Raw genomic sequence first — 24086 nt, 5'->3', positions numbered from 1 at the left:
ATATTCTTAATTTTCATCGTGAATTTAGTGGCTGATAATATTACTCTCGAGGCGACTCTTATCCCGACGTTATTTTGACATAAGGACTGTCTGTTATGTTCAAGCCTACACATTGTGCCTGGCTGGTTGCGGCTGCCTGCGCATTGCCAAGTCATGCCATGAATATTCAACCCGACCCACAAAATGCCGGTGGATATGTGATTGCCGCGCCGGATCTGGCGGCGGTTGAAAAATCCAAGACGGCCAATCCCATGTACGGGATTTGGGCAAAGGCGTTGGCGACACGTTCCAATACCATTGTCGATGCCATCAAACCGAGGGCAGCGAGCAACCCGGATAACGTCAAACGGGTCGAGCGGGTATTCACCGAATCGGACTGGGATTATTTAACCCAGATGGCGGCGCCGGAATATACCTACGAGCGTTTCTTGCGGGCGGTCGGTAAATTCCCCGCTTTTTGCGGTGAATATACCGATGGTCGCGATGCCGATGCCATCTGCAAAAAATCCATCATCACCGCCTTTGCCCATTTTGCCCAGGAGACCGGTGGCCACATTGCCAAGGAGAATATCTCCGACAACCCGCTGGCCCTGGAGGAGTGGCAACAGGCGCTGGTGCACGTGCGCGAGATGGGCTGGTCGGAGGGGCAGACCGGCTACACCACCGGCTGTGGCCAGAACGACTGGCAGAACAAGAAGTGGCCCTGCAGCACAGGGCAGGGTTATTTCGGTCGCGGCGCCAAGCAGCTCTCTTACCATTTCAACTACGGCGCCTTCTCCGAGGCGATGTTTGACGGCGATGCGTCCGTGCTGCTGAACAACCCCGGGCTGGTGGCGGACTCCTGGCTCAACCTTGCCTCCGCCATCTGGTTCTTCCTGACCCCGCAGGCTCCCAAGCCCGCCATGCTGCACGTGATTGACCGCACCTGGGTGCCCTCCCAGCGCGAGATCGCCGCCGGCATCGGCTACGGCTTTGGCACCACCATCAACGTCATCAACGGCGGCATCGAGTGCGGCGAGCAGAACAAGGATAAGGGTCAGCCGGTCAACCGCATCCGCTACTGGGAAGGGCTGGCCAAGCATTACGAGATCCCGCTCAAGGCCGACGAGAAGAACACCTGCTGGCAGCAGACTCCCTATGGCAGCCTCAACCTCAACGGCGCCACCGACGTGCTCTACACCAACTGGGACGGCAACTGGAAATACTACCCGGATCGGCCAGGTGGCTACTCGTTCGAGTGTGAGCTGGTGGGGTTCCAGACCGCCTACTCGGCGCTGGTGCCAGGAGATTACGAGAAGTGCGTGACCAACTTCTACGGCTCCCACGCCAACTGGCCCAAGGTGAGAGTGGTGGCCAAGCTGGATCCTGCGCCGGTTGACCCGACCGATCCCCCGGTGGGCGATGTACCTGCCTGGAGTGCCAGCAAGGTCTATACCGCAGGCAATCAGGTGAGCTACAAGGGGGCCATCTATCAGGCCAAGTGGTGGACCCAGGGCAATGAACCGGGCAAGGGGGATCCCTGGGTGCTGGTGCCGGCGAAATAAAGCAAAGCGGCCTGTATCAATTCGCGAGACGATTGATACATCTATTCAGCCAAGTAGGGGGACAGATTGTCCCCCTTTTTCAATATCCGACATGGAAAAGTTGAGCTTGCATTTATTTGGCAAAAAAGGGCGAGACTCCGCCTCTTATCACTTATATGAGGGCCCGATGGGGGGGATAATAACCGGCAGCCACAGATGCTGATGCTGGAAGTCAGTCATCTATATCGGACTGACTCAGTTTTTTATCTTGGGGTGAAGCCAGCTGAATTTTATTCAGCTGAACATTGATGATGTGTTGCCTTATTGAACTGGCCCTTGTTTTATCTATCAGGCATGCCTCACCCAGCCGATATTTTATCGGGCAATGACATGCAAGAGTTAAAATGATTGGCCGCCATCTCGCCATGGGATATCACTGTGCAAATGAGTCAACATCAGGGAGCAACCCCACGTTCAATATTGCCGTGCATGTCGAAATCCCGCTGACAGAGGTCGGGGAGGGCATCAAGGCGGCCAAATTTCAGGACCCCGAAGGCAACCGGATTGCATTGCAGGCGCGCTGGCCGCCGGCTTTGTGAGTCATCTCGCAGCCGGTTTTGTGATGGGGATGGTGGTCGACGAGGGCGCAACATGGTACTCATCTGATCCGGCAGTGGCTGCAATGACGCGATCAGGTCAACGACGACAAGCGACAACAAGATGCAAGGAGCAGTGATGAAGGGACATTGTCTGTGTGGCGGGATTGAGGTCTCGGCCGGCGATCACCAGGAGGTGGGGTTGTGCCACTGCAGCACCTGTCGGCGCTGGTCGGGCGGCCCGCTGTTTGCGGTGCACTGCGGCAAGGAGGTGCACTTTAGCGGGCTCACCCCGGTGGCCTATCGCTCCTCGGAGTGGGCGGAGCGGGGCTTTTGTCCCACCTGCGGCACCCACCTTTTCTATCACCTGTTGCCAACGGATGAGTACATAGTGCCGGCCGGCCTGTTTCAAAACGAATCTTTCCAATTGGCGAGCCAGATCTTCATCGACGAGAAGCCCGATTTTTACGAGCTGAAAAACGAGACACCAACCCTGACCGGTCAGCAGGTGTTCGAGCAGTTTGCGCCCAAGCCGTGAGCATGGGGCGAGGTAGCGTGAGCATCGGCCGCAATCAAAGGAACAGACCATGCAATTGGTAGTGATGCGCCACGGGCAAACCCCGGCCAATGCCGAGGAGCGCTATCAGGGGGCGCTGGATATCGGTCTGAGCGACACCGGCGTGGCCCAGATCAGCGCGCAGGCAAAGATGCTGGTCTTGGCGCAGGCCCCGTTTCAGCGGCTGCTGAGCTCCCCCTTGCTGCGGGCACGGCAGAGCGCGGCCCTGGTGGCGAGTGAATTGGCGTTGCCGGTGACGTTCGCCCCCGCGTTTCGCGAGCGCCATGTCGGGGTGTTCGAGGGGCTGACCCAGCAAGAGGCGCGGGCGCGTTATCCTGCGCTGTGGGCCCGCAACATCACCCGGTGCTGGGCCGAGGCACCGCCCGGCGGCGAATCGCTGGACGAAGTCATTGCCCGGGTCGGGCAGGGACTGGCGGAACTGGCGCAGAGTTGCCATCAGGAGCGGGTGTTGCTGGTGGCGCACGGCGTGGTGGCCAAGGTGATCCGGGCGCTGACCGTGGCGGGATTTGACGACTTCTTCGAGTGGCAGCTGGCCAACGGAGCCCTGCTGGAGGTGTCGCTGGCATGTGACGACGCTGGCGGGCCGCTGCGTCTCTTTGCCCGGCCGGGCAGTGAACATGGTCTCGCTACCTTGAATTGAGGAAGGCGCCAGGCCTGATGATTGTCTATCAGGCGTGGCATCGCCTATCAGGGGGAATCTGGCAGCGCCTTCCTTGAGCAGTTGCGCCCCTGTTTCTTGGCCAGATAGAGGGCGGTATCGGCCCGGCGCACCATGCGTTCCACCGTATCCTGCGGGCCCAGACTGGCACTGATGCCGATGCTGATGGTGAGCGGCACCTCGGTGCCTGCGCCCAGCTGATGCAGCTGCGACTCGACGGCGAGGCGGATCCGCTCCGCACTGGCCCAAGCCAGCTCCAGCGAGGTTTCCGGCAGCAGCACGATGAACTCCTCGCCGCCCCAGCGGCCCAGCATGTCCACCTCCCGCAGCTGTTTGGCGACCCGCTTGACCAGGCTGAGGATGGCCTGATCGCCCTGTTGATGGCCATAGGTGTCGTTGATCTGCTTGAAGTGATCGATGTCGATCAGCAGCAGGCTCATGGTGTGACTGAAGCGCTGGCAGCGCTGCATCTCCAGCTTGACCAGCTCGTCGAAGCGGCGCCGGTTGGCGATCCCGGTGAGGGGATCCGTGGTGGCCGCCACCTTGAGCTCCTCCACCAGCTTGGCCCGCTCCGAGATGTCCCGCAGGATGGCGGTCATCTCGGTGGTCTGGCCCAGGTTGATCTTGGCGATGGTCACCTCCAGCGGAAATTCGCTGCCGTCGCGGCGCAGCCCCATCACGGAGGCGCGGGCGTGCATGGGGCGCGAGTTGATGGGGGAGTTGCTGAACGCCTTGAAATAGCCGTCGTGGTTGGCCCGAAAGCGCTGGGGCAGCAGGGTTTCCAGCCGCTTGCCGAGGTAGCTTTCGTCCACCCCGAACATCTCGCAGGCGGCGGTGTTGATAAGTTCGATGCGCGACTCGCTGCTGACGCTGATGATGCCGTCATAGGCGGAGTTGACCACCGCCTCGAAGCGCTTGCGGCTCATCTTGAGCGCCTCTTCCAGCTGCTTTTTGGCGGTGATGTCGATAGCGGTGACCATGATGCGGGTGATGCGGGACTGCTCGGGAATGATGGGGGAGATGACAAAGCGCCACCAGCTGGTGCGCGACAGGGTATCGATGGGCAGCTCGCTCTCGAGCCCGGTCTGCTGGCTCACACACTCGTGCATCGGCTGCTCTATGCTGCCGGTGATGTAGCGGGGAAACATCTCGCCCAGGCGCTTGCCGATGCAGCCCAGCACATCCAGCTCGAAAGCCTGGGCAAAGGTGTCGTTGGCGGAGATGAGGGTAAAGCGATCGTCCTTGTCGAGGGAAAACACCGCGACGGCGGCACCGATGGCATCGAGAGAGGACTTGATGTCGGCGTGGGAACCCTGTGTGAACATGCAACCTCCATGGCGAATAACATATTGATATTCAGTATAGTGCGGCCGCTTTGATACCCGGTTGGCGGGAGCCGGGCAGGGGCCGGCCACAGAGCGCCCGCTCTGGCAAACTGGCCGGTCGGCCCGGATTGGGCTTTACTTGCGGGCATCTACAAACGGCACCGGATCCGGCGCAGCGGTCTGGTCAGCGCAACGAAGCAGGGAGGGCGAGATGAAGATCAGCATCGAGGCTCATATCGAGCAAGAGATAGAGGCGGTCTGGTGGGCCTGGAACGATCCAGACTGCATCGCCAGGTGGAACGCGGCCTCCAGCGACTGGCACACCACCAGCAGCCGGGTCGATCTGGTGGTGGGTGGGCGTTTTTGTCATCACATGGCCGCCAAGGATGGCAGCGCCGGTTTTGATTTTACCGGTACCTTTACCCGGGTGGAGGCGCCGACCCGCCTCTCGTTCTTGATGGATGACGGGCGCGAGGTGGATGTGCAGTTTGCGAGTGAGGGGAGCGGCACCCGGGTACAGGAGACCTTCGATGCCGAGACGAGCCGCACCCCGGCCCAGCAGCAGGCGGGCTGGCAGGGGATCCTCGACAACTTCAAGCGCTACGTGGAGGCGGCAGGCTAGGGGAGAGGTGCCAGTACCAATAAAAAACCACCACCAGACGTCGGTGGTTTTTTATTGCGCCTTGATTGCGGGGCTCATACCGCTGGCGTTGCCGGCAGGTGGTAAGAAGGCGTTACTCCTCGATATCCAGCAGCACCAGGATGGCGCTGTCACCGCCCCACTCGCGGGGGGCCTGATGGAACGCCTGCACATTGGGATGCTGGGCCAGCCAGCTCGGGATGCGCTGCTTGAGGATGTGTTTGCCGATGCCGTGCATCACCGAGGCGACGTGAATGTTCTCGCGTCGGCAGAGGGTGAGCAGGGCCGCCAGCTCCTGTTTGGCCTGCTGCTGGTTCATGCCGTGCAGGTCCAGGTAGATCTCCGGCGGATAGCTGCCGCGCTTGAGCTTTTTCAGCTCGAATTTCGACACATCGTCGCGCACGTAACGGGTCGGTCCATCCTCTTCCAGATGGGGCTGGTATTCATCGCTGAAATAGTGGTCAACCCCAAGGGATTCGCGGCTCTCACGCATTTCGCGTTTCTGCTTGACCGGGCGTAACTCGGCCCTTATGGTATCTTGCTTGATTTTCCGGGTACCTTTTATCGCATCGCGGAACAGCAGGGTTTCCTCGTCTGTCGGTGAGGGCGTTTTTTTCATCAGGTACTCGTCTTGCTCGCTGTATAGAATTCTCGGGCCGGATATTACTCGACTTGGAGGTGGATTTGGACAAGATATTTATCGATGAGGTGGTTGCCGAGATGCACACCATCCAGGACATGTTGCGCTGGGCCATGAGTCGTTTCAACGACGCCGGGATCTTCTACGGACATGGTACCGACAACGCCTGGGATGAGGCCGTGCAACTGGTACTGCCCGCGCTACATCTGCCGCCGGACGTGGATCCGGCCATGCGCCACTCCCGCCTGACCACCAGCGAACGGCACCGCATCGCCGAGCTCATCATCCGCCGCGTGCAGGAGCGCATTCCCGCCCCCTACCTGACCAACAAGGCCTGGTATGCCGGTTGGGAGTTCTACGTGGACGAGCGGGTACTCATTCCCCGCTCCCCCATCGCCGAGATGGTGGCCAATCGCTTCGCCCCCTTCCTGAAAGACGAACCGACCCGGATCATGGACTTGTGCACCGGCTCCGGCTGCATCGCCATCATCATGGCCCACGAGTTCCCGGAAGCGGAAGTGGATGCCATCGACATCAGCGTCGATGCCCTCAACGTGGCCGAGCGCAACATCAACGATCACGGCTTGGAGCAGCAGGTCATTCCGATCCGCTCCGATCTGTTCCGCGATCTGCCGGTCGGCGACAAGTACGATCTCATCGTCTCCAACCCGCCCTACGTGGACTCCGAAGACATGTCGGATCTGCCGGACGAGTTTCGCCACGAACCCGAGCTGGCGCTGGCCTCCGGCTCCGATGGCCTCAAGCTCACCAAGCGCCTGCTGGCCAATGCCGCCGATTTCCTGAAAGACGATGGCGTGCTGGTGGTCGAGGTGGGCAACAGCATGATCCATCTGGAAGCCCAGTTCCCTGACGTGCCCTTCACCTGGGTGGAGTTCGAGAACGGTGGTCACGGCGTGTTCGTGATGACCCGTGCCGAGCTGGTGCAGTACCAGGACCATTTCGCGATTTACAAGAGCTAAGCAGGAGCAAGCATGGCAGGGAACAGTTTCGGCCAACTCTTTCGGGTTACCACCTTCGGCGAGAGCCACGGCCTGGCGTTGGGCGCCGTGGTCGACGGCTGCCCGCCGGGGCTTGAGATCAGCGAAGCGGATCTGCAGGGGGATCTGGACCGGCGCAAGCCCGGCACTTCCCGCTACACCACGCCGCGCCGCGAGCCGGACGAGGTGAAGATCCTCTCCGGGGTGTTCGAGGGCAAGACCACAGGCACCTCCATCGGGCTCTTGATCGAGAACACCGATCAGCGCTCCAAGGACTACTCCGACATCAAGGACTTGTTCCGTCCGGGCCACGCCGATTACACCTATCACCAGAAGTACGGCCAGCGCGACTATCGTGGCGGTGGCCGCTCCTCTGCCCGTGAAACCGCCATGCGGGTGGCGGCGGGGGCCATTGCCAAGAAGTACCTGAAACAGGTGCATGGCATCGAGATCACCGGTTTTCTCTCCCAGCTCGGCCCCATCAAGGCCGAAGCCTTCGACGCCGCGCAGATCGAGCAGAATCCCTTCTTCTTCCCCGATGCGGGCAAGCTGGAAGCGCTCGATCAATACATGCGCGACCTGAAGAAAGAGGGCAACAGTATCGGTGCCAAGGTGCAGGTCATCGCCAGCAATGTGCCGGTGGGCTTGGGTGAGCCGGTGTTCGATCGCCTCGACGCCGACATTGCCCACGCCATGATGGGCATCAATGCGGTGAAAGGGGTGGAGATCGGTGACGGGTTCGCGGTGGTGGAGCAAAAAGGCTCCGAGCATCGCGACGAGATGACCCCGGCCGGCTTTGCCAGCAACCATGCGGGCGGCATTCTGGGCGGCATCTCGTCGGGTCAGGATATCGTGGTGAGCATGGCGCTCAAACCCACCTCCAGCATCACGGTGCCGGGCAAAACGATCAATACCGAAGGCGAGGCCATCGAGATGATCACCAAGGGGCGCCACGATCCTTGCGTCGGCATTCGCGCCGTGCCCATCGCCGAGGCGATGCTGGCCCTGGTGTTGATGGATCACCTGCTGCGCCACCGTGCCCAGAACCAGGGTGTGCTGACGCATACTCCGCAGCTGCGCTGATCGGCTGTTCACCACTCGGCTGATCGGGTGGCGCTATCGCAGACACAATGAAAAGGCGACCTCAGGGTCGCCTTTTTGATGGCTATTCACCCCCTCTTGGCGAGTGGGCCGGGGGACGTGTCGGCCGCCGGGTTGTCGAGCCGGCAGGTGGGCGGGGTGGGGTTGCCGCTTGTCGGCGGCAGGTTGGCGATCGCCGCATCGACCCGGGCCAGGGTGTCGTCATCGATGGCGCTGTTGGCAAACATCAGGCTGACCGGCTGGTGGTGGAGCAGCAGCTGGCAGTGGATAAAACCGTCGGCCCCCAGCTGTTGCAGCCGGTAACGAGCGTATTGCCACTCGACGATGATGCCATCGAGGCGGCGGGCCAGCAGCAGATCGATCAGTCGGTCATCGCTGTTGTATTCACTCGCCTGTTTCAGGGCAGGGCAGGATGCCATCAGCTGGGTCGGCCGGGTGCCGCGCAGCTTGCCAAGGCGCAGCTGGCTTTGCTGGCAGAGCCCCTGCAGGCTCTGCACATCCTGCCAGGGCTCGCGCTGGCCCGGAATGGGATCGCTGCTCAGCAGCACGAAGGTGCTGCGCCGATAGGGGGCCGAGAAGCGGGCGAAGGCGCGCCGCTCCGGCGTATCGAGTGCCCCCATGGCGAGATCGAGTTGCTGCTGCTCTATAAGATGCAGGGCCCGGGCCCAGGGCAGATTGCGAAAGCGGGGCGAAAGCCCCGCCTGGGCCAGGATCTGGCGGGTCAGGCTCACGTCCAGCCCATCCAGCGTCCCCTGGGCATTGATGTAGCTGAACGGAGGCCAGTGACCCCAGGCGACGGACAACCTGGTGTTGGCCTGCAGCGGCAGAGTGAGGGCAAGCATCAGCAGCAACAGCCAGTACCGGCCGGCAGGCAGAAAATGAACACGCATGAACCTGAACCTCCTTGTTGCAGGATCGCCGCGGCGGCGTCGCCATGGTCTGGCATCAAGCATAGCCTGATTCGAATGAGTTCTTGAACGGCTTTTCTCGGCGGGACGGTGACCGGCTTTTGGCAAACATGCTGGGAGGAACATCACATTTTTCTCGTTTCTCCTCAATAACTCCGTTAGACTGCGCCCCTATTCTTTCCCCTTTGCTCTGCTCCCCGGGGAAATCGTTGTGTTCTCAACAGGCCCGGATCTGGCGAGATGGCATCGGCTCAGCAGAGGAGCCCCATCACGGATCCCCGGCGCCCCTATCCCTAGCAGGTAACTATGAGTTTTACTTCCCTCGGTCTGGCCGAACCCTTGTTGCGTGCCGTTGCCGAGCAAGGCTACGACACCCCGTCTCCCATTCAGCAACAAGCGATCCCGGCGGTACTGGCTGGCCGTGATCTGATGGCGGCAGCCCAGACCGGGACCGGCAAGACCGCAGGTTTTACCCTGCCGATGCTGCAACGCTTGACCGAGAGCAAGCGCAAGGTCTCCCCGAATCGCATCCGTGCCCTGGTGCTGACCCCGACCCGCGAACTGGCCGCCCAGGTGGGCGAGAGCGTGCGCAACTACGGCAAGCACCTGCCGATCCGCAGCCACGTGGTATTTGGCGGCGTGAGCATCAACCCGCAGATGATGGCGACTCGCCGTGGTCTGGACGTGCTGGTGGCCTGCCCGGGCCGTCTGATGGACCTTTACAACCAGAACGCCGTCAAGTTCGACGAAGTCGAGATCCTGGTGCTGGACGAAGCGGACCGCATGCTCGACATGGGCTTTATCCGCGATATCCGCCGCATCCTGGCTCTGTTGCCGAAAAAGCGTCAGAACCTGCTCTTCTCCGCCACCTTCGCCGACGAAATTCGCGAGCTGGCCACTGGCCTCCTGGACAACCCGGCGGTGATCGAAGTGACCCCGCGCAACAGCACCGCCGAGCGCATCGAGCAGCTGGTGCACCCGTGCGACAAGGCCAACAAGATTGCCCTGCTGAGCCACCTCATCTCCAGCAACAACTGGCAGCAGGTGCTGGTGTTTACCCGCACCAAGCACATCGCCAACCGGGTTGCCGAGAAGCTTGAGAAGGACGGCATCAGCGCCGCCGCCATCCACGGCAACAAGAGCCAGGGGGCCCGTACTCGCGCCCTGTCCGGCTTCAAGGATGGCAGCGTGCGCGTCATGGTGGCGACCGACATCGCCGCCCGCGGCCTCGACATCGACAAGCTGCCCCAGGTAGTGAACTTCGAGCTGCCAAACGTGGCGGAAGATTACGTGCACCGTATCGGCCGTACCGGCCGTGCCGGCGCCGCCGGTCACGCCATCTCCCTGGTCGCGGCCGATGAAGGCAAGCTCATCAAGGCCATCGAGCGGCTGACCAAGCAGAGCATCCCCTGTGAGCAGGTGGCCGGCTTCGAAGCCTCCCGCGAGACGCTCGATAACATAAGCCGTGGCATCGGTGCGCCGCTGCGCAAAGAGCCGCGCGATCCGAGCGAGCAGCGCCGTGCGCCACGTCCGCAAGGTCAAGGCCAGCGTCAAGGTGCCGGTCGCTCCGGCAATGGCGCCGGTGGTAACGGTGGTGGCAATCGCACTGGCAACGGCGGCAAGCCCAAGCCCCAGGGCGGTCAGCGTCCGGCCGATGGTGCTGGCAAACCGGCCCAGGCTCGTCGTCCCCGTCGCGCCAGCCACAACCAGTAAGGGCAAGGAGAGCCACTCTCCCACCCTGATCGGTTAAACGAAAAGCCCTGCCATATTGGCAGGGCTTTTCTATTTCTGTTTCTGCGGATCCGCGTTTAGCTGACCGGCTCTGGTCAGGAGAGCAGGGCGGTGATCAGGAGGTAGGCCGCACTCAGCAAAATGACGGTGAAAGTCAGCCCCATTCCCACCACCCGATAGCGGAAATTCTCCGGTGTGCGACTCATGCCGAAGGCGTGACAGAGGCGACCAAGCAGCAGGGCACTCCCCAGCAGATGAACCAGCCAGGGGAGGGGGCATGGCTGCCGGTTTCGACGAAATAGATGAGCAGCAGGGCGAGGGGAACATACTCGGCAAAGTTGGCGTGCACCCGCATGGCCCGCAGCATGGCGGGATCATCGCCATGGCCGAGCGCTACTTTCTGGCGGTGACGGGTGCGAATGGTGCGCACGCTGAGCAGGACAAAGAGCAGGGCAAGGAGGGCTGCATAGATGGGCAGTATGGTCATGGTGTAGGGCTCCCGAAGTGATGGATGAGCATGGATCTGTTGTGCGCTCAATGGCTTGCCCTTGAGGGTAGCAGTAAAGAGGGCTCGGCCATGGCGTCCTGATCGCCCTTGCCGGATAAAAAAAGCCCCGCCGGTCTGGCAGGGCTTGTTGTCTGGTTTTAGGTGGCGAGCTCTGTCAGCTGCACTTCGCCAGTCAGGCGCCGTAGGGGAGAGAGGAGTGGTGCAGCACGATGCGCACCTTGCCATCATCCCCCTTCTTGAAACCCCAGCTCTTGTCGACCGTGGTCTCCTTGTTGTCGCGATCCACCAGATGCACCTTGCCCATGGTCAGCGCCATGTTGCCGTTGATATAGACGGCGGCATTGTCATAGCGGTAGCTCTGCCAGTTTTTCAGAGCAAAGCCGCTGTCTGCCGGATAGGCGCTGTTGTTGCCGACAAAATAGGCCAGCGCCCCCTCGCGGGTGGTGCGAAAGGTCTGCTCGCCACCGGCTAGGGTGGGTTTGAACAGCACCGGCCCCTGCTGGTAGCCATAAGCGCTGTCGAGTACCGCCTCGGCGGTGGCTTTGGCGCGCTCGATGCCGCCGGCCCGATAGTCATCGCTGATCTTGATGAGCGCCGCGCCCCAGGCATCCTGCGCCGCCTTGATGTCGGCCTCGGTGATATTGTTGTTGGTGATTTCAGCCGCGCTGAGGGCGCCGCTAGCTGCCAGCAGAACAAGGGCAAGGGAACTCTTCGTGAGATACAACATCATTGTTTTCAAACTCCTGAAAGCGATAAACGAGGGGGCAGTGTAGCGAGCGGGCATGAACGGGTTTTGAACTGACTATTCAGGGTTGGGTAGTAAAAAGGTCGGTATATAGCTGAAGGTTTGGGTGTTTGTTTGGTAAGGGGCGCTGTCTTAATTAATGGCGGATGCCTGTATCCAATTTGATTCGTTTACCAACAAAAAGCCCCGCCAAGTTAATTGGCGGGGCATATCTATCAAGTACTTTGCTGAGCCCAGTCAAGGTGATTGGATTTGAAAAGATCGACGCCGGTTTGTCGTATCGAGTCTATCCACGTTGTAGCACCTTGATCGCTTACCTTGTAGTGAGTAATGGCGATCTCCTTGATGATCCTGTGTTCGTTTTCAAGGGTTGTGGGCATGAGCCCTGCATCATCGGTATTGATACAGACCCTGACCGGCCCACGGCGCAGACCGAATCGATTTGCGCTGTTACCGGCTTGCAAAGCCTCCGTTGTTGGCGGGCTCCAGCGGAATATGGGGTGCTCTTCATAGCTCTCCAATCGGCCGATATAGAGGTTGGAAGTCGGGCAGGCCTCAAGCACCCACTGGTTTTGGCTGAACTTTTCCAGCATCAGATCTTGCAGTGCCTCATAAAACTCCAGATCTTCATCCGTCAAATAATCTTTGCGAGAGTCAGCAAGGGTTGGCATATCGGCAAGGCCTTTGGTAACCGGCAATGTTGGATGATATTGGATGTGAACCCACTCCTCCTTTTTACTGGCGGGTTTTTCATCAAGATAAAGCCGCCAAATTTTTTGCCCTTGTGCACCGATCTGTTTGCTCAAATCAAGGTCTGCGCATTTCTGCAGCTTGGCCCAATCGGGTAACCAGAGCGGCTTTTCCAGCCCAAGGACACCATGCTCTTTATTTATCATGTCCGGGCAGTTACGTCGTAATAGCCATGCTTGATGCAGTTGGATTGGGGAGTACTCCTCGTTATAAACAAGCTGTGAGTAGATCCGGATTTTTTCCTGAATGCGCAGCAAGGTAGCTTGGAATTTCGGCACCTGATGGCCCAGTTCAAGACCACGCTGATAGCTCCAGACGAGGTTATCCAGATACTCTCTGATGGGGAGGTAGCAGCTATGTTGGCGCTTGGCCCACTCGTAGGGATTAATGCCAATGGCCAATCCATGGCCAATGCGATCACCCGGACGATAATCACAGAAGGTGACGGCTTCATCGATGGTTCTCATGCCGCTTAAAATATGAGCAAAGTCTTCTCCCGCATGTAGAGTCACAAAGGGTTGGCGTAAGCGCTTTTCAATCGGATAGTGCTGGGGGAAAAGAGCACTTCTCAGCACTCTGATCGCCGGTGCAAACACCTCGATAGGAAGGTGGTTTTCATTTCCCGCAACATCGATTCCGCGCAGCAGTGCCCGAAGATCGACCCGGGTGCTGTCGGGAAAGGGGGTTATCGGAATGCGCGCTGAATCCAGAGTAACGGAGTGAAAAAAGCGCTGCAAATCACGGGTCTTTTGAAAAAAAGATTCGCGTGATGATAAATATCTGCGGTCTTTGATTTTTTTAGGGTTGCCGCGGGTGAAATGTGCAACAAAATGAACTCGATTATGAACCTTGTGATGTAATAGCTGTTGAGACCATAAAACTGAGTGTTTAATGATGTCTTCAGGGCTGACTCTAAACTCTCTGAAGTGATTATCAGGAAGGTCGGATAATAGGCTGAATGATTTGTAATTTATGGTGTTTGAAGTGGGCTTTCTATATGAGAACCCAAAAAAACTGACAAAATCCCCCAGTCCGACACCGGAGACCACCATATAGTTTCTTAATATGTTGGCACAGAGAATAAAGCTGGAGAGTAGCCCATTTTGATTAAGTTTTTTTTGGGCCAGAAGCAGCGCAGTGATTAATAACAGCCAACGACCCGTACTCTTCTCATCCAGCGCAGCTTGCAGCAGGCGCTGGGAAAGAGAATCAGCAATGTCATAGCGGATAATTGGTGCTTGCTCTTTGGCAAGATAAAGGTCCAAATGATCCCAGTCCACCGGCAATGGTGGATTTTTATTCTGCTTATCACTCCACAGCTCTGTGACAAGCTGCGCATAGATAGCATGAAATAGCACGGGTAGATGATTTTTATTTCTATGGCCACTGTTAAAGAGCGAGTGTTCTTGGCGGTTCGGCCATTTTTGAGTATCCAGTTCTTTTCTAGATGGGTATTTATAATGCAGCGCAAAATCGGCAAGTGAGAGGCTATGGTGGCCGTGGCCACCAAGATGCACATGATTATCGGCAATAGGCCTGCCATCAAAACGCTTGGGTAAGGCGCTGATACACTGGGTGCGAGCGAGCTCAATCATCTGCTCGGCAGAGAGGATGCCGTGATGGAGTAAATGGGCATAACCGGCACCTATTATCCAGGCCGAGTCAACCTGTGTTAATAGAGAGAGCCAGCTATCGAGCTCACCATGTTTCACTTCAAACCGGTCTCCGCACCAGTCGAGATAGTGATCGCTCAGCTTGCTGAGCAGTTGAGTCAGATCCGCTTTTTGCTCCGTCGACTCCAACCATTGCAATAGCGCCGGCTTTATATCCTCCTCACGGAGGTTACCCGGTAGATAGGATTGAAAGTCTTGTAGGGCGAGCCGGTATTGTGTTGACCATTTGACGTCAAGCTCAGATCTTAGATAAACATCCAGTAGTCTATCTGATGCCAAGGGGGCACAGGCACTTATAATATGTGTTGATAGACTAAGCATTTAAACTGCCTTGTTTAAATTTGGAATCCAACGCAGCATACAATCTTACAATGTCCGTTCCTTTATGTAAGTTGTTAACATCACCAAATATACTTACAAGCTTTTCATAGAGGGAGTAAATAACTACCTTGCTATATTTATCAGAGTTCAAATTGTTTTCTATATATGAGATGGCATCTTTTAATTTCATTTCGCCAAAGAAGTTTTTAACAGCAGTTTTAGCATCACTTTGTTGTCTTTCACTAGCTCTTCTCTTTGCTTGCCCATTTTTTTTGGTGGTCGACCTTGGTGATGGTGAAATCCAGTTTGACTGGTTAGTTATTCTCGAGGAAGTTTTTTTATCGTCAAATTTAACAAAAATGGGGTGTTCTTCTATGGCATGAATAAACTCTTTATACTTTTCATTACCTTCTTCATTAATCCATTCTACATTACCTTTATATGTTGGGGTCTTTTTGAATTCAGTGTCATCTCTAAGGGTCTTTTGCGCTGAATCTATAGCGGTATTTGCGGCTATACGAGCTCCACTCTCTTTAAGGAAAAAACCGAAAGCATTGAGAACGATATACTTGAAACGAATGGATAAGTCTACAAGTTCGTCACCTTTTTCAACATCAAATACTTTTCTTAGATATGATATTTGAGTAAATACCTTATTAAAGACAGCACTGAGTAGTGAAATTATCTGCGTAGGGTTGGTAAATAAATTGGATATGCTTTCTCTATGATTTACATTCCATTTTTCAAGTTCTGCTATAAATGCATCACAATTCTCTGAGCCAATAGTGTCAACAGAGTATTCATCTTTTTCATCTTCTTCATCAACCTGTTTGGTTGGGCTTAGATTGTAAACAGAGTAAAAAGGCGCGTCATTTAATATTTCTGAGAAACATTGCTTATCTATTTCTTTGCGGCAAAGATTTGCATTTAGTATGGATGTCGCTAAAATTTCAAAAGCTTTGCTGAAATATACTTTGCGCTGTTTGTTTCCTTGAGTTCCATAATATGCATTATATGTATAGATAGCGAGCAGGAAGGAATACTGCTCTTTTTCGGCATATTTTCCGGTGATACTCATTTTATCGAGATGGAGCTCAATAGGGGGCATGCTACGTAAAATATTGGAGAGTAATGAATGCTCAATTAAAAGTCGGTTTGCTTTAAGTACTGCTTGGCTGTTTTTATAGCTGTTGATTACGTCTATTTGATCTTTGGTAAAGTTATATCTCGCCCATGGAATGTCTAGCTTGGCCTGCTTATGTAAATTGAACGTCATTAACTGACTCGCTCTGCAAGGGTTTTTAAACTCTAATGCAGAAAGCGCAAGTGTATAGCTGGCACCATGCTGGCAGGCAGAAGACCATGTTTTAAGGTTTTCCAGAAGACTCCTATATTTATCGGTTTCTTTTTCTGATTGAAGATCATCTGGCCTCAGTAGTCGAATCATTTGTCCCAGTTCTCGAGAAGATTTTGGCCAGGGAAAATCACGACCCTTTTCATCATCGTGTTTTGGTCCAAAGAAGCAAGAAAGCAACCTGTCTTGATAGGTATCTTCGGGACTTTCACGAAGATATGGACGGATATATAAGACTCCGTCATTGCTGTACCATTTAATCTTTAACTTGGAGGTAATAGTATCAATCGACTGCAGGGTAATGCGATAATGATGGGGAAGTACTTTAGTCAGATATGCATTGGGTAGGCTATCAAGCAGCCTACTTTTTGTGCTTTCAATCTCTTGAATATCTTTACTTACAATACTTTTGCCAAAATTTATTTTAACTAAATGTTCATAGAGATCGGGGTCACCACTGACCAGGGGAATTATAAAGGGGCAGCACAGACGGCGACGGATCTCTTCCAGCACGTCATAGGCCTTCCCCAGGGCCATATCGACATCATCGATGGGCAGGACGAGGGCATCACAGCAGAGCAGCGTAATTGCCTCTTTGACAAAGCGATAAAAATTATTCTGAACTCTGACCCCCGAGCTGTAGTGCATCAGCTTATCGAGTCCACCTAATTGTTGTTTATCCACATCCTCGATAGATTCAGCCAACTTCCTCAAGCGGTCATAAAACTTCTTCGTCTCTGCCTGTGGTTTGCCCTTGATGTGCTTGTGAACGCTGTTAAAAATATTGGCAATAATAACGTTGCTGAAGCTGTCGTTATCTTGCAGCAGAGTTGGGTCAACCGGGTCAAGAAAATGGAGGTCGGGCTTGTTCTTATCATTTTGTTCGTCCCATAACGTTTTTGCGTTATACAGGAAAATACTCTTGCCCGATCCTCTGTCACCGCTTATAAAAATGGCGTCGTGAACATGGCGCGTTGTATCCTCCTCCATATTAGATGAGCGATCTTTAATCTCTTTTGCGGCACGACCCAATGTGGTCAGATGCTTTATCAGTTGGTGAGCCGCATCCTGCTGCCACATATCGTCTTTGCCAAGATTGAATTCATCGAATTCAGATTTGTCGAGATCCAGTATTATATCAGTCATAAAAATCAATAAGATAAGTGAGTAGGCGGCGCCATTTTAGTCTGATCTTAATGTTGTAAAAGAGCAGATGTGGGGAAATTTGATCTCCATCAATGTTCAACTCGATAATTGAGACGCTCACATCCCTTTGATGATCTTGTCTGCCTTCCAAAACGGTTACTCCAACAAAAAGCCCCGCCAATCTGATTGGCGGGGCTTTGTTATTTTAGGCATTCCGTATCGACGAGGGCTTAGAGGGCGGGCAGCAGTCCCATGCTGACGCTGATCTGGACGCCGACGATCAGCACCCCCATGGCGCCGGCAAGGCCGAGGGCCAGCACGCCACCCGGGGCGCGGTAGTGGTGCGTCTCGGCCTGCTTGCGGCTCTGCCACACCAGGGCCACCGGCAGCAGTACCGCCAGTATCGCCAGCGCAATGGCAGCGTAGCCGAGCGCCATGATGAAGCCCTGCGGGAAGTAGAGGGCAAACAGCAGGGGTGGCACGAAGGTGATGAGGCCGGTCTGGGTGCGGCCCTGCCAGTTGTCTTTGCGACGGGTCACCTTGGCCATGAAGTCAAACAGCCCCAGGGTCACCCCGAGGAAGGAGGTGGCCAGCGCCAGATCGGCAAACAGGTGCATGGCCTGGTTGAAAGCGGGCCAGCTCACCAGCTTGCCGACGTTGGCCAGCAGGGTGTCCAGCGCGCCACCGCTCTGCAGCAGGGCCTGTTGACCCAGCAGACCCAGGATGGCGACCTGCCACAGCACGTAGAGGATGAGCGGCAGAGCGGAGCCCCACACGAAGACCCGGCGCAGCTGCTTGGGGCAGTCCCCCAGGTAGAGCATCACGCTCGGGATGGAGCCGTGAAAGCCGAACGAGGTGAAGATGACCGGCAGACCTGCCAGCAGCAGCCCCTGGCCCAGCGGCAGGGAAAGCAGGTGCTGCCCTTCGGTGCGCGGCAACAGCAGCGCCAGCACCGCCACCATGATCACCAGCTTGACGGTGAACATCAGCCGGTTGAGGTAATCCACCTGCTTGGTGCCGACACAGACCATGCCGCCAAACAGCAGGGTAAAGGCCCAGGCCGCCTGCTCCTGACTGAGGGGGAGGCCGGCATCGGCCAGCGCCTGGGCCAGCAGGCTGCTGCCGCCGCTGATGTAGGCGGAGGCCAGCGAGTAGAACAGCATCAGGATGCAGAAGGAGGCGATGCGCTTGCCCCAGGGGCCGAGCAGGTGATCCGCCAGCTGGTGCAGGTACCACTTGCCGGTGTTGAGGCTGGCTTCCACCTGCAGCATGGCGGTAAAGGCCATCAGGGCCCAGAGGCCGATCATCAGCAGCAGGGTGGCGGGGCCGCCGAGCGACGAAGAGGCCAGCGGCAGGGCCAGCATGCCGGCGCCTATGGTGGTGCCGGCAATCAACAGGGTACATCCCAGGGTTTTGGTGTTCATGGTGTCCATCCGAATCGAGAAACTGCGCGGTGCACAGCAGGCATATGAGGTGTTGGCAAGGCGCCTCCGGGGTCGAGACCGGAGGCTAGCAATATCGGAGTGAACCCATCGTTACGAAAAACCTGTGGTTGTAAAAGTTGGTTGCCAAGTTAACGGATCAAAATGGTGGAAACAAGCCTGAAAAAGCGGATTTTGTACTGGGTTGGCAGAATATGTGGAAATAAATGATGACAGATATGGTTTTGGGGTGGTGAAAAAACGCGCCGCTGCGAGGGAGGCCGCAGCGGCGCGCCATGGAGAGGGGGTCAGCGGCGGCGTTTGAGGGTGCGGCTCACATAGTGGAGGCCGCACTGGTATTCGCCGCCAATCGCCTTGAGGGCCAGCTCCAGCGCCTGGCTGGCGAGGGCATCGTGCTGCTGGGGCAGGGAGTTGATGCCGAAGGGGAGGAAATCGAGCAGGCGATCATCGCCGAAGGTGGCCATGGCGAGCCGGCTCATGTCGGTCTCCTGCTCAAGCAGATAGTCGAGCACCCCCTCCATCAGGATGTAGGAGGTGGCGACCAGTGCCTGGGGCAGCTGGCCGAGCTGCTGATGCAGCGTCTTGATCAGGCGATAGCCTTCGGCGCGGGAGAAATGGGCCCCTTCACACAGATGGCAAGCCGTGCTGTGGCTGGCAACAGCCTGCTCGAAGCCGGCTTTGCGTTCACGGCTGATCGTGAGCGCCGGCAGTGCGGTGATCAGGGCGATGTGCTTGATTGCCGGCGAGAGCAGGGAGGCGGTGAGATCAAAGCTCGCCTTCTGGTTTTCACTGGCCACGGTGACGAACTTGTCGGCCGCCATGGCCCGGTCGATGGCGAGCACCTGGATGCCGCGCGTCTGCAGGCCGAGGTAGAAGGGATCTTCGGGTGGCAGGCAACTGGCCACCAGCAGCGCATCCACGTGGCGGCTGGCCAGCATCTCGGCCAGCTCCTTCTCGGTGGCGGGGTCATCTTCCGAGCAGACGATCAGCAGCTGATAACCCTGTACCCGCGCCCCTTGCTCCAGCCGTTTGGCGAGCTTGGCGTAACTGGCGTTCTCGAGGTCAGGCAGGATGAAGCCCAGGGTCCTGGTCTGGCCGCCACGCAGGGAGGCGGCGCGGCTGTCCGGCTGGTAGTTGTGGGTGGTGACCACCGCCATCACCTTGTCGCGGGTGGCCTGGCTGATGCGGTATTGATCGGCCTTGCCATTGATCACATAGCTGGCCGTGGTGCGCGAGACACCGGCGAGGGCGGCGATTTCATCCAGTTTCATCATATTGGCTCTGTTTGAGTTGCAAGGCCCACGGGCACTGCCTGGTGAGGGCACCGAAAAGTGTGCGCGGGATCATATCATTGAAAAGCACTCTTTGTGGGTACTTGATCAATTCGCTGAAACGATTCAGTCTGAGTTTAAGTGAAACGATTCAGCTTGTCAGCAGACAATCGATGGCCGGGCATAAAAACCCGGTATGGCTCCCGCAGGGATGCAATCCGGTCTATTGTCAGCTGGCGAGTGGCACGAATGGTTATGTTTGATGCGCCGGTACGGTCAGACCGCCCGGCACCTGATGGAGAATCTCTATGTTGAAGTTGGCGCGACAGCAGATCCTGCTGGGGCAGTCGGTGGCGACCAAGGCCGAAGCCATCGCCCTGTTGGCAGGCAAACTGGCCGAAGCCGGTCTGGTGGAGGCGGGATATGTAGATGGCATGCTAGCCCGCGAAGCGCAGCACGCCACCTATCTTGGCAGCGGCATCGCCATTCCCCACGGTACCACTGACACCCGGCATCTGGTGAAGAGCACTGGCGTCATGGTGGCCCAGTTCCCCAATGGCATCGAATGGGATGAGGGGCAGATCGCCTACGTCGCCATCGGCATCGCCGCCAAATCAGACGAACATCTGGGCATTTTGCGCCAGCTCACCCACGTGTTGGGTGACGAGCAGGCGGCGGCGCAATTGAAAGAGGCCACCGATGCCGACACCATCCTCAATATCCTGACCGGTGCCACTGCGCCCAAAGAGGTGCAGTTTCTGGCTTTGGCCGACTTCCCGGCGGACGATCGCGACCAGCTGCTGCTGGGAGCGGCTGCCCGCGCCAAATCCGCCGGCTGGGGCGATGCCGCCATGGTAAGCGCCCTGCTGGCAAGCGAACCCGCCTACCTGGGCGAGGGCGTCTGGCTGGCCCGGGCACAAGCCGCCCAGACCGGCTGGGTGCTTGCCACGCCTAGCACTGCACTGAACGCCGGGGAGCTGCCGGTCAGCGCCCTGCTGTTGCTGTGCGCCGCAGATAGCGGCCATCTGGCGCAGCTCGACAACCTGGCCAAACTGGCGGCTGCCGGTCAGCTCGCCACCTTGGCAGGTAGCGAGGGGCTAGCCATGCTGCAAGCTGGCCCGGCGAGCGGTCTTAGTGAAACCTTCACCATCATCAACCCCCACGGTCTGCACGCCCGTCCGGGCGCCATGCTGGTCAAGGTGGCCAAGGAGTATGAATCCGACATTCGGGTGGCGAACCTGGATGGCAGCGGCGAGGCGGTCTCCGCCAAGAGCCTGATGAAGGTGATCGGCCTTGGCGTCAAATGCGGGCACCGCCTGGCGTTTCGCGCCGAAGGGGCTGACGCCGAAGCGGCCCTCAAGGGCATAGGCGCCGCCATTGCTGCCGGGCTGGGCGAGGGGGCGCACTGATGGACATAGTGACCATCACCCTCAACCCTGCGCTCGATCTCACCGCCCGTCTCGAGACGATGAGCCTGGGCGAGGTGAACCTGGTGAACGAGGCCAACCTGCGCGCAGCGGGCAAGGGGATCAACGTGGCCATGGTGCTCAAGGACTTGGGCCGCGAGGTGGGCGTCACCGGCTGGCTTGGCGCCGATAACCAGCAGAGCTTCGTCTCCCTGTTCGAGGAGCGTGCCCTGGCCGATCACTTCGTGCGCGTGGCGGGCAGCACCCGCATCAACGTCAAGATCTCCGAGCAATCCGGCCGGGTCACCGATCTCAATCTGCCGGGGCTCACCATCCATGAGGGTGAAGTGGGCGCGTTGGAGCAGGCCATCGACGAATTGGCCCCTCACGCCGACTGGTTTGTGCTGGCGGGCAGCCTGCCCAAAGGGGTGGCCCCCGATTACTGTGCCCGCCTCATCCGCCTGCTCAAGGCCAAAGGCAAGCAGGTGATCTTCGATTGCAGCGGCGCGGCGTTAAGCGAAGGGATCAAGGCGGCACCGACCCTGGTCAAACCCAATCTGGAGGAGCTCGGCCAGTGGGCCGGCCGCCCCATCAAGACCCTGAGCGAGCAGGCTGAGTGTGCCCGCGCGCTGCAGGCCAGCGGGATCCCCAACGTGGTGATCTCCAATGGCGCCGACGGCCTCATCTGGTTTGCACCCGATGCCGTCTGGCAGGCCATTCCGCCGCGCATGCAGGTGGTCAGCACGGTCGGTGCCGGCGATTCCCTGGTCGCCGGTCTCGCCCATGGTCTCAGCCTCGGCTGGACGCCGGAGCAGACCCTGCGCCTCGCCACCGCCGTCTCGGCGCTGGCGGTCAGCCAGGTGGCGGTCGGCTTTGACGATATCAAGGTCCTCGACCCCTTGCTCGAACAGGTGCGCGTACAGCGTCTGGATGCGCTGGCACCGGTTCAATGCCATACCCCCTCAATGGAAAACTCAGGAGATGCCCAATGAAAGCAATCTTGGTTACGGCTTGCCCGGCGGGCATTGCCACCAGCTTTCTCGCTGCAAAACGGATAGAACAGCAGGCCAAACTGGCAGGCTGGGAGCTCACCCTCGACGTCGGCTCCAGCGTGCAGCCCCGCCAGGTACCAAGCAAGGAGCAGATTGCCGCCGCCGAGCTGGTACTGGTTGTCGCCAGCGCCCCGGTGGATCTCGCTGCCTATGACGGCAAGCGGGTCTATCAGGGCAGCATGGATCTCGCCCTGCAGGATCCGGCCGCACTGCTGGAGGCCGCCACCAGCGGCGCCAGCGTCTATCGCCATCAAGCCGCGCCCGCAGCCACCAAACCCGCCACCGCTGGCAAGCGCATCGTGGCGGTGACCGCCTGCCCGACCGGGGTGGCCCACACCTTTATGTCGGCAGAAGCGCTGGAGACCATGGCCAAACAGCTGGGTCATCAGATCCGCGTCGAGACCCAAGGCTCGGTCGGTGCCCAGAATGCCCTGACTGCCGAGGAGATTGCATCCGCCGATCTGGTGTTCCTCGCCACCGACATCGAAGTGGACATGGCTCGCTTCGACGGCAAGCCGGTCTATCGTACCAGCACGGGCGCGGCGCTCAAGAAAACCCGTGCCGAGCTCGACAAGGCGTGGAACGAGGCGAAAACCTATCGCCACAGCGGCGCCAGCCAGCCCAAGAAAGAGGAAAAAGCTGGCCCCTACAAGCATCTGTTGACCGGGGTCTCCTTTATGCTGCCCATGGTGGTGGCGGGCGGCCTGATCATCGCGCTCTCGTTCGTGTTCGGTATCGAGGCATTCAAGGTGGAAGGCACCCTGGCCGCGGCTCTGATGAAGATCGGTGGCGGCTCTGCCTTTGCCCTGATGATCCCGGTGCTGGCCGGTTACATTGCCTACTCCATCGCTGACCGCCCGGGTCTCGCCCCCGGCATGATCGGGGGCATGCTGGCAAGCTCGCTGGGTGCCGGTTTCCTTGGCGGCATCGTCGCCGGTTTCCTGGCCGGTTACAGCGCCAAGTACCTGAGCGACAAGGTGCGCCTGCCGGTGACCCTGGAAGCGCTCAAGCCCATTCTGATCATTCCGCTGTTTGCCAGCCTGTTTACCGGCCTGGTGATGATCTACGTGGTGGGCGGCCCGGTGGCCGGTATCATGAATGCCATGACCGAGTTCCTCAACAACATGGGTTCTGCCAACGCCGTGCTGCTGGGTGTCATCATCGGCGCCATGATGTGCTTTGACATGGGTGGCCCGGTCAACAAGGCGGCCTACGCCTTCGGGGTCGGCCTGCTGGCCTCCAAGACCTACGCCCCCATGGCAGCAGTGATGGCCGCCGGCATGGTGCCGGCACTGGGGATGGGGATTGCCACCTTCCTGGCCCGCACCAAGTTCATCAAGGCGGAGCAGGAAGCAGGCAAGGCCTCCTTCGTACTGGGTCTGTGCTTCATCTCCGAGGGGGCCATCCCGTTTGCCGCCAAGGATCCGATGCGGGTCATCCCGGCCTGCATGGCGGGCGGCGCCCTGACCGGTGCGCTCTCCATGCTGTTCGGCTGCGAGCTGATGGCGCCCCACGGCGGTCTGTTCGTGCTGTTCATCCCGAACGCCATCAGCAACGTCATGATGTATATCGTGGCGATTGCGGCAGGGTCGCTGCTGACCGGGGTGGCTTACGCCATGCTCAAACGCGGCGAGGAGCAGGCCAAGCTGGCCACGGCATAAGCCTTGTCATCCGGCAACATCTCATAGTGTCAAAAAGAAAAGCGGCCTGCAGGCCGCTTT

At 58.1% G+C, this 24086-nt stretch carries 20 protein-coding genes; 11 read left to right on the top strand and 9 right to left on the bottom strand.

Annotation, left to right across the window (positions count from 1 at the left end):
- Positions 1 to 95: 95 nt before the first annotated feature.
- From AB5Y94_RS23090 to AB5Y94_RS23075, 4 genes are all read left to right on the top strand, one after another.
- Positions 96 to 1544 (top strand): chitinase, encoded by a 1449-nt coding sequence (locus tag AB5Y94_RS23090; RefSeq protein WP_042006862.1) that lies wholly within the window; start codon positions 96 to 98, stop codon positions 1542 to 1544.
- A gap of 383 nt (positions 1545 to 1927) precedes the next feature.
- Positions 1928 to 2122, top strand: a complete 195-nt coding sequence (locus AB5Y94_RS23085) for a glyoxalase (protein WP_368206681.1) — start codon at positions 1928 to 1930, stop codon at positions 2120 to 2122.
- A gap of 136 nt (positions 2123 to 2258) precedes the next feature.
- Positions 2259 to 2657 (top strand): GFA family protein, encoded by a 399-nt coding sequence (locus AB5Y94_RS23080; RefSeq protein ID WP_054544956.1) that lies wholly within the window; start codon positions 2259 to 2261, stop codon positions 2655 to 2657.
- 49 nt (positions 2658 to 2706) lie between these two features.
- On the top strand, positions 2707 to 3336 hold the full coding sequence (locus AB5Y94_RS23075; RefSeq protein ID WP_368206680.1) for a histidine phosphatase family protein: 630 nt from the start codon (positions 2707 to 2709) through the stop codon (positions 3334 to 3336).
- Positions 3337 to 3383: 47 nt separating this feature from the next.
- On the opposite strand, the gene AB5Y94_RS23070 is transcribed toward AB5Y94_RS23075, so the two are convergent.
- On the bottom strand, positions 3384 to 4679 hold the full coding sequence (locus tag AB5Y94_RS23070; RefSeq protein ID WP_005300576.1) for a diguanylate cyclase: 1296 nt from the start codon (positions 4677 to 4679) through the stop codon (positions 3384 to 3386).
- Positions 4680 to 4890: 211 nt separating this feature from the next.
- Between AB5Y94_RS23070 and AB5Y94_RS23065 the strand changes: the two genes are divergently transcribed.
- Positions 4891 to 5301, top strand: a complete 411-nt coding sequence (locus tag AB5Y94_RS23065) for an SRPBCC family protein (RefSeq protein WP_368206679.1) — start codon at positions 4891 to 4893, stop codon at positions 5299 to 5301.
- A gap of 112 nt (positions 5302 to 5413) precedes the next feature.
- On the opposite strand, the gene smrB is transcribed toward AB5Y94_RS23065, so the two are convergent.
- A complete protein-coding gene (gene smrB, locus AB5Y94_RS23060; RefSeq protein ID WP_005300583.1) occupies positions 5414 to 5938 on the bottom strand; it encodes an endonuclease SmrB in 525 nt (174 codons plus the stop codon).
- Positions 5939 to 6003: 65 nt separating this feature from the next.
- On the opposite strand from smrB, the gene prmB reads away from it, so the two are divergent.
- Positions 6004 to 6939, top strand: a complete 936-nt coding sequence (prmB, locus tag AB5Y94_RS23055) for a 50S ribosomal protein L3 N(5)-glutamine methyltransferase (protein WP_005300587.1) — start codon at positions 6004 to 6006, stop codon at positions 6937 to 6939.
- 12 nt (positions 6940 to 6951) lie between these two features.
- Positions 6952 to 8040: a chorismate synthase gene (gene aroC, locus AB5Y94_RS23050; RefSeq protein WP_010634057.1), complete on the top strand. Its 1089-nt coding sequence runs from the start codon at positions 6952 to 6954 to the stop codon at positions 8038 to 8040.
- 86 nt (positions 8041 to 8126) lie between these two features.
- Here aroC and AB5Y94_RS23045 read toward each other — a convergent pair whose 3' ends face one another.
- Positions 8127 to 8948: a substrate-binding periplasmic protein gene (locus tag AB5Y94_RS23045; protein ID WP_368206678.1), complete on the bottom strand. Its 822-nt coding sequence runs from the start codon at positions 8946 to 8948 to the stop codon at positions 8127 to 8129.
- A gap of 324 nt (positions 8949 to 9272) precedes the next feature.
- Between AB5Y94_RS23045 and AB5Y94_RS23040 the strand changes: the two genes are divergently transcribed.
- Positions 9273 to 10679, top strand: coding sequence for a DEAD/DEAH box helicase (locus tag AB5Y94_RS23040; protein WP_368206677.1), 1407 nt, complete (start codon positions 9273 to 9275; stop codon positions 10677 to 10679).
- A 220-nt stretch (positions 10680 to 10899) separates the two neighbouring features.
- Here AB5Y94_RS23040 and AB5Y94_RS23035 read toward each other — a convergent pair whose 3' ends face one another.
- The 6 genes from AB5Y94_RS23035 to cra all read right to left on the bottom strand — a co-directional run bounded on the left by AB5Y94_RS23035 (position 10900) and on the right by cra (position 19910).
- Complete coding sequence (locus AB5Y94_RS23035) at positions 10900 to 11184, bottom strand: MAPEG family protein (protein WP_368206676.1); 285 nt, start codon at positions 11182 to 11184, stop codon at positions 10900 to 10902.
- Positions 11185 to 11377: 193 nt separating this feature from the next.
- Positions 11378 to 11935 (bottom strand): hypothetical protein, encoded by a 558-nt coding sequence (locus AB5Y94_RS23030; RefSeq protein WP_368206675.1) that lies wholly within the window; start codon positions 11933 to 11935, stop codon positions 11378 to 11380.
- Positions 11936 to 12165: 230 nt separating this feature from the next.
- On the bottom strand, positions 12166 to 14694 hold the full coding sequence (rdrB, locus tag AB5Y94_RS23025) for an antiviral RADAR system adenosine deaminase RdrB (RefSeq protein WP_368206674.1): 2529 nt from the start codon (positions 14692 to 14694) through the stop codon (positions 12166 to 12168).
- Complete coding sequence (locus tag AB5Y94_RS23020; protein ID WP_368206673.1) at positions 14687 to 17194, bottom strand: hypothetical protein; 2508 nt, start codon at positions 17192 to 17194, stop codon at positions 14687 to 14689. Before AB5Y94_RS23020 ends, rdrB begins: the two co-directional genes overlap by 8 nt.
- 230 nt (positions 17195 to 17424) lie before the next feature.
- Positions 17425 to 18618, bottom strand: coding sequence for an aromatic amino acid transport family protein (locus AB5Y94_RS23015; protein ID WP_368206672.1), 1194 nt, complete (start codon positions 18616 to 18618; stop codon positions 17425 to 17427).
- Between the two features lie 305 nt (positions 18619 to 18923).
- Complete coding sequence (gene cra, locus AB5Y94_RS23010) at positions 18924 to 19910, bottom strand: catabolite repressor/activator (protein WP_368206671.1); 987 nt, start codon at positions 19908 to 19910, stop codon at positions 18924 to 18926.
- A gap of 305 nt (positions 19911 to 20215) precedes the next feature.
- On the opposite strand from cra, the gene fruB reads away from it, so the two are divergent.
- From fruB to fruA, 3 genes are read left to right on the top strand one after another with little or no spacing between them, the layout of a single operon-like run.
- Positions 20216 to 21316 carry a fused PTS fructose transporter subunit IIA/HPr protein gene (gene fruB, locus AB5Y94_RS23005; protein ID WP_368206670.1) on the top strand — a complete coding sequence of 367 codons (1101 nt, stop codon included), beginning with the start codon at positions 20216 to 20218 and terminating at the stop codon, positions 21314 to 21316.
- Positions 21316 to 22305: a 1-phosphofructokinase gene (gene pfkB, locus AB5Y94_RS23000; protein ID WP_368206669.1), complete on the top strand. Its 990-nt coding sequence runs from the start codon at positions 21316 to 21318 to the stop codon at positions 22303 to 22305. Before fruB ends, pfkB begins: the two co-directional genes overlap by 1 nt.
- On the top strand, positions 22302 to 24026 hold the full coding sequence (gene fruA, locus AB5Y94_RS22995) for a PTS fructose transporter subunit IIBC (RefSeq protein WP_368206668.1): 1725 nt from the start codon (positions 22302 to 22304) through the stop codon (positions 24024 to 24026). Before pfkB ends, fruA begins: the two co-directional genes overlap by 4 nt.
- The last annotated feature ends 60 nt before the right edge of the window (positions 24027 to 24086 follow it).

Source organism: Aeromonas sp. s5, from assembly GCF_040907865.1.
Classification (GTDB): Bacteria; Pseudomonadota; Gammaproteobacteria; order Enterobacterales; family Aeromonadaceae; genus Aeromonas; species Aeromonas dhakensis.
Note: the sequence above shows the minus strand (reverse complement) of the source record. Positions and strands in the feature narration are given on the sequence as shown.

Coding starts and splice junctions, on each gene's coding strand:
- AB5Y94_RS23090 (WP_042006862.1), top strand. CDS start 96: ATGTTCAAGCCTACACATTGTGCCTGGCTGGTTGCGGCTGCCTGCGCA.
- AB5Y94_RS23085 (WP_368206681.1), top strand. CDS start 1,928: ATGATTGGCCGCCATCTCGCCATGGGATATCACTGTGCAAATGAGTCA.
- AB5Y94_RS23080 (WP_054544956.1), top strand. CDS start 2,259: ATGAAGGGACATTGTCTGTGTGGCGGGATTGAGGTCTCGGCCGGCGAT.
- AB5Y94_RS23075 (WP_368206680.1), top strand. CDS start 2,707: ATGCAATTGGTAGTGATGCGCCACGGGCAAACCCCGGCCAATGCCGAG.
- AB5Y94_RS23070 (WP_005300576.1), bottom strand. CDS start 4,679: ATGTTCACACAGGGTTCCCACGCCGACATCAAGTCCTCTCTCGATGCC.
- AB5Y94_RS23065 (WP_368206679.1), top strand. CDS start 4,891: ATGAAGATCAGCATCGAGGCTCATATCGAGCAAGAGATAGAGGCGGTC.
- smrB (WP_005300583.1), bottom strand. CDS start 5,938: ATGAAAAAAACGCCCTCACCGACAGACGAGGAAACCCTGCTGTTCCGC.
- aroC (WP_010634057.1), top strand. CDS start 6,952: ATGGCAGGGAACAGTTTCGGCCAACTCTTTCGGGTTACCACCTTCGGC.
- AB5Y94_RS23045 (WP_368206678.1), bottom strand. CDS start 8,948: ATGCGTGTTCATTTTCTGCCTGCCGGCCGGTACTGGCTGTTGCTGCTG.
- AB5Y94_RS23040 (WP_368206677.1), top strand. CDS start 9,273: ATGAGTTTTACTTCCCTCGGTCTGGCCGAACCCTTGTTGCGTGCCGTT.
- AB5Y94_RS23035 (WP_368206676.1), bottom strand. CDS start 11,184: ATGACCATACTGCCCATCTATGCAGCCCTCCTTGCCCTGCTCTTTGTC.
- AB5Y94_RS23030 (WP_368206675.1), bottom strand. CDS start 11,935: ATGATGTTGTATCTCACGAAGAGTTCCCTTGCCCTTGTTCTGCTGGCA.
- rdrB (WP_368206674.1), bottom strand. CDS start 14,694: ATGCTTAGTCTATCAACACATATTATAAGTGCCTGTGCCCCCTTGGCA.
- AB5Y94_RS23020 (WP_368206673.1), bottom strand. CDS start 17,194: ATGACTGATATAATACTGGATCTCGACAAATCTGAATTCGATGAATTC.
- AB5Y94_RS23015 (WP_368206672.1), bottom strand. CDS start 18,618: ATGAACACCAAAACCCTGGGATGTACCCTGTTGATTGCCGGCACCACC.
- cra (WP_368206671.1), bottom strand. CDS start 19,910: ATGATGAAACTGGATGAAATCGCCGCCCTCGCCGGTGTCTCGCGCACC.
- fruB (WP_368206670.1), top strand. CDS start 20,216: ATGTTGAAGTTGGCGCGACAGCAGATCCTGCTGGGGCAGTCGGTGGCG.
- pfkB (WP_368206669.1), top strand. CDS start 21,316: ATGGACATAGTGACCATCACCCTCAACCCTGCGCTCGATCTCACCGCC.
- fruA (WP_368206668.1), top strand. CDS start 22,302: ATGAAAGCAATCTTGGTTACGGCTTGCCCGGCGGGCATTGCCACCAGC.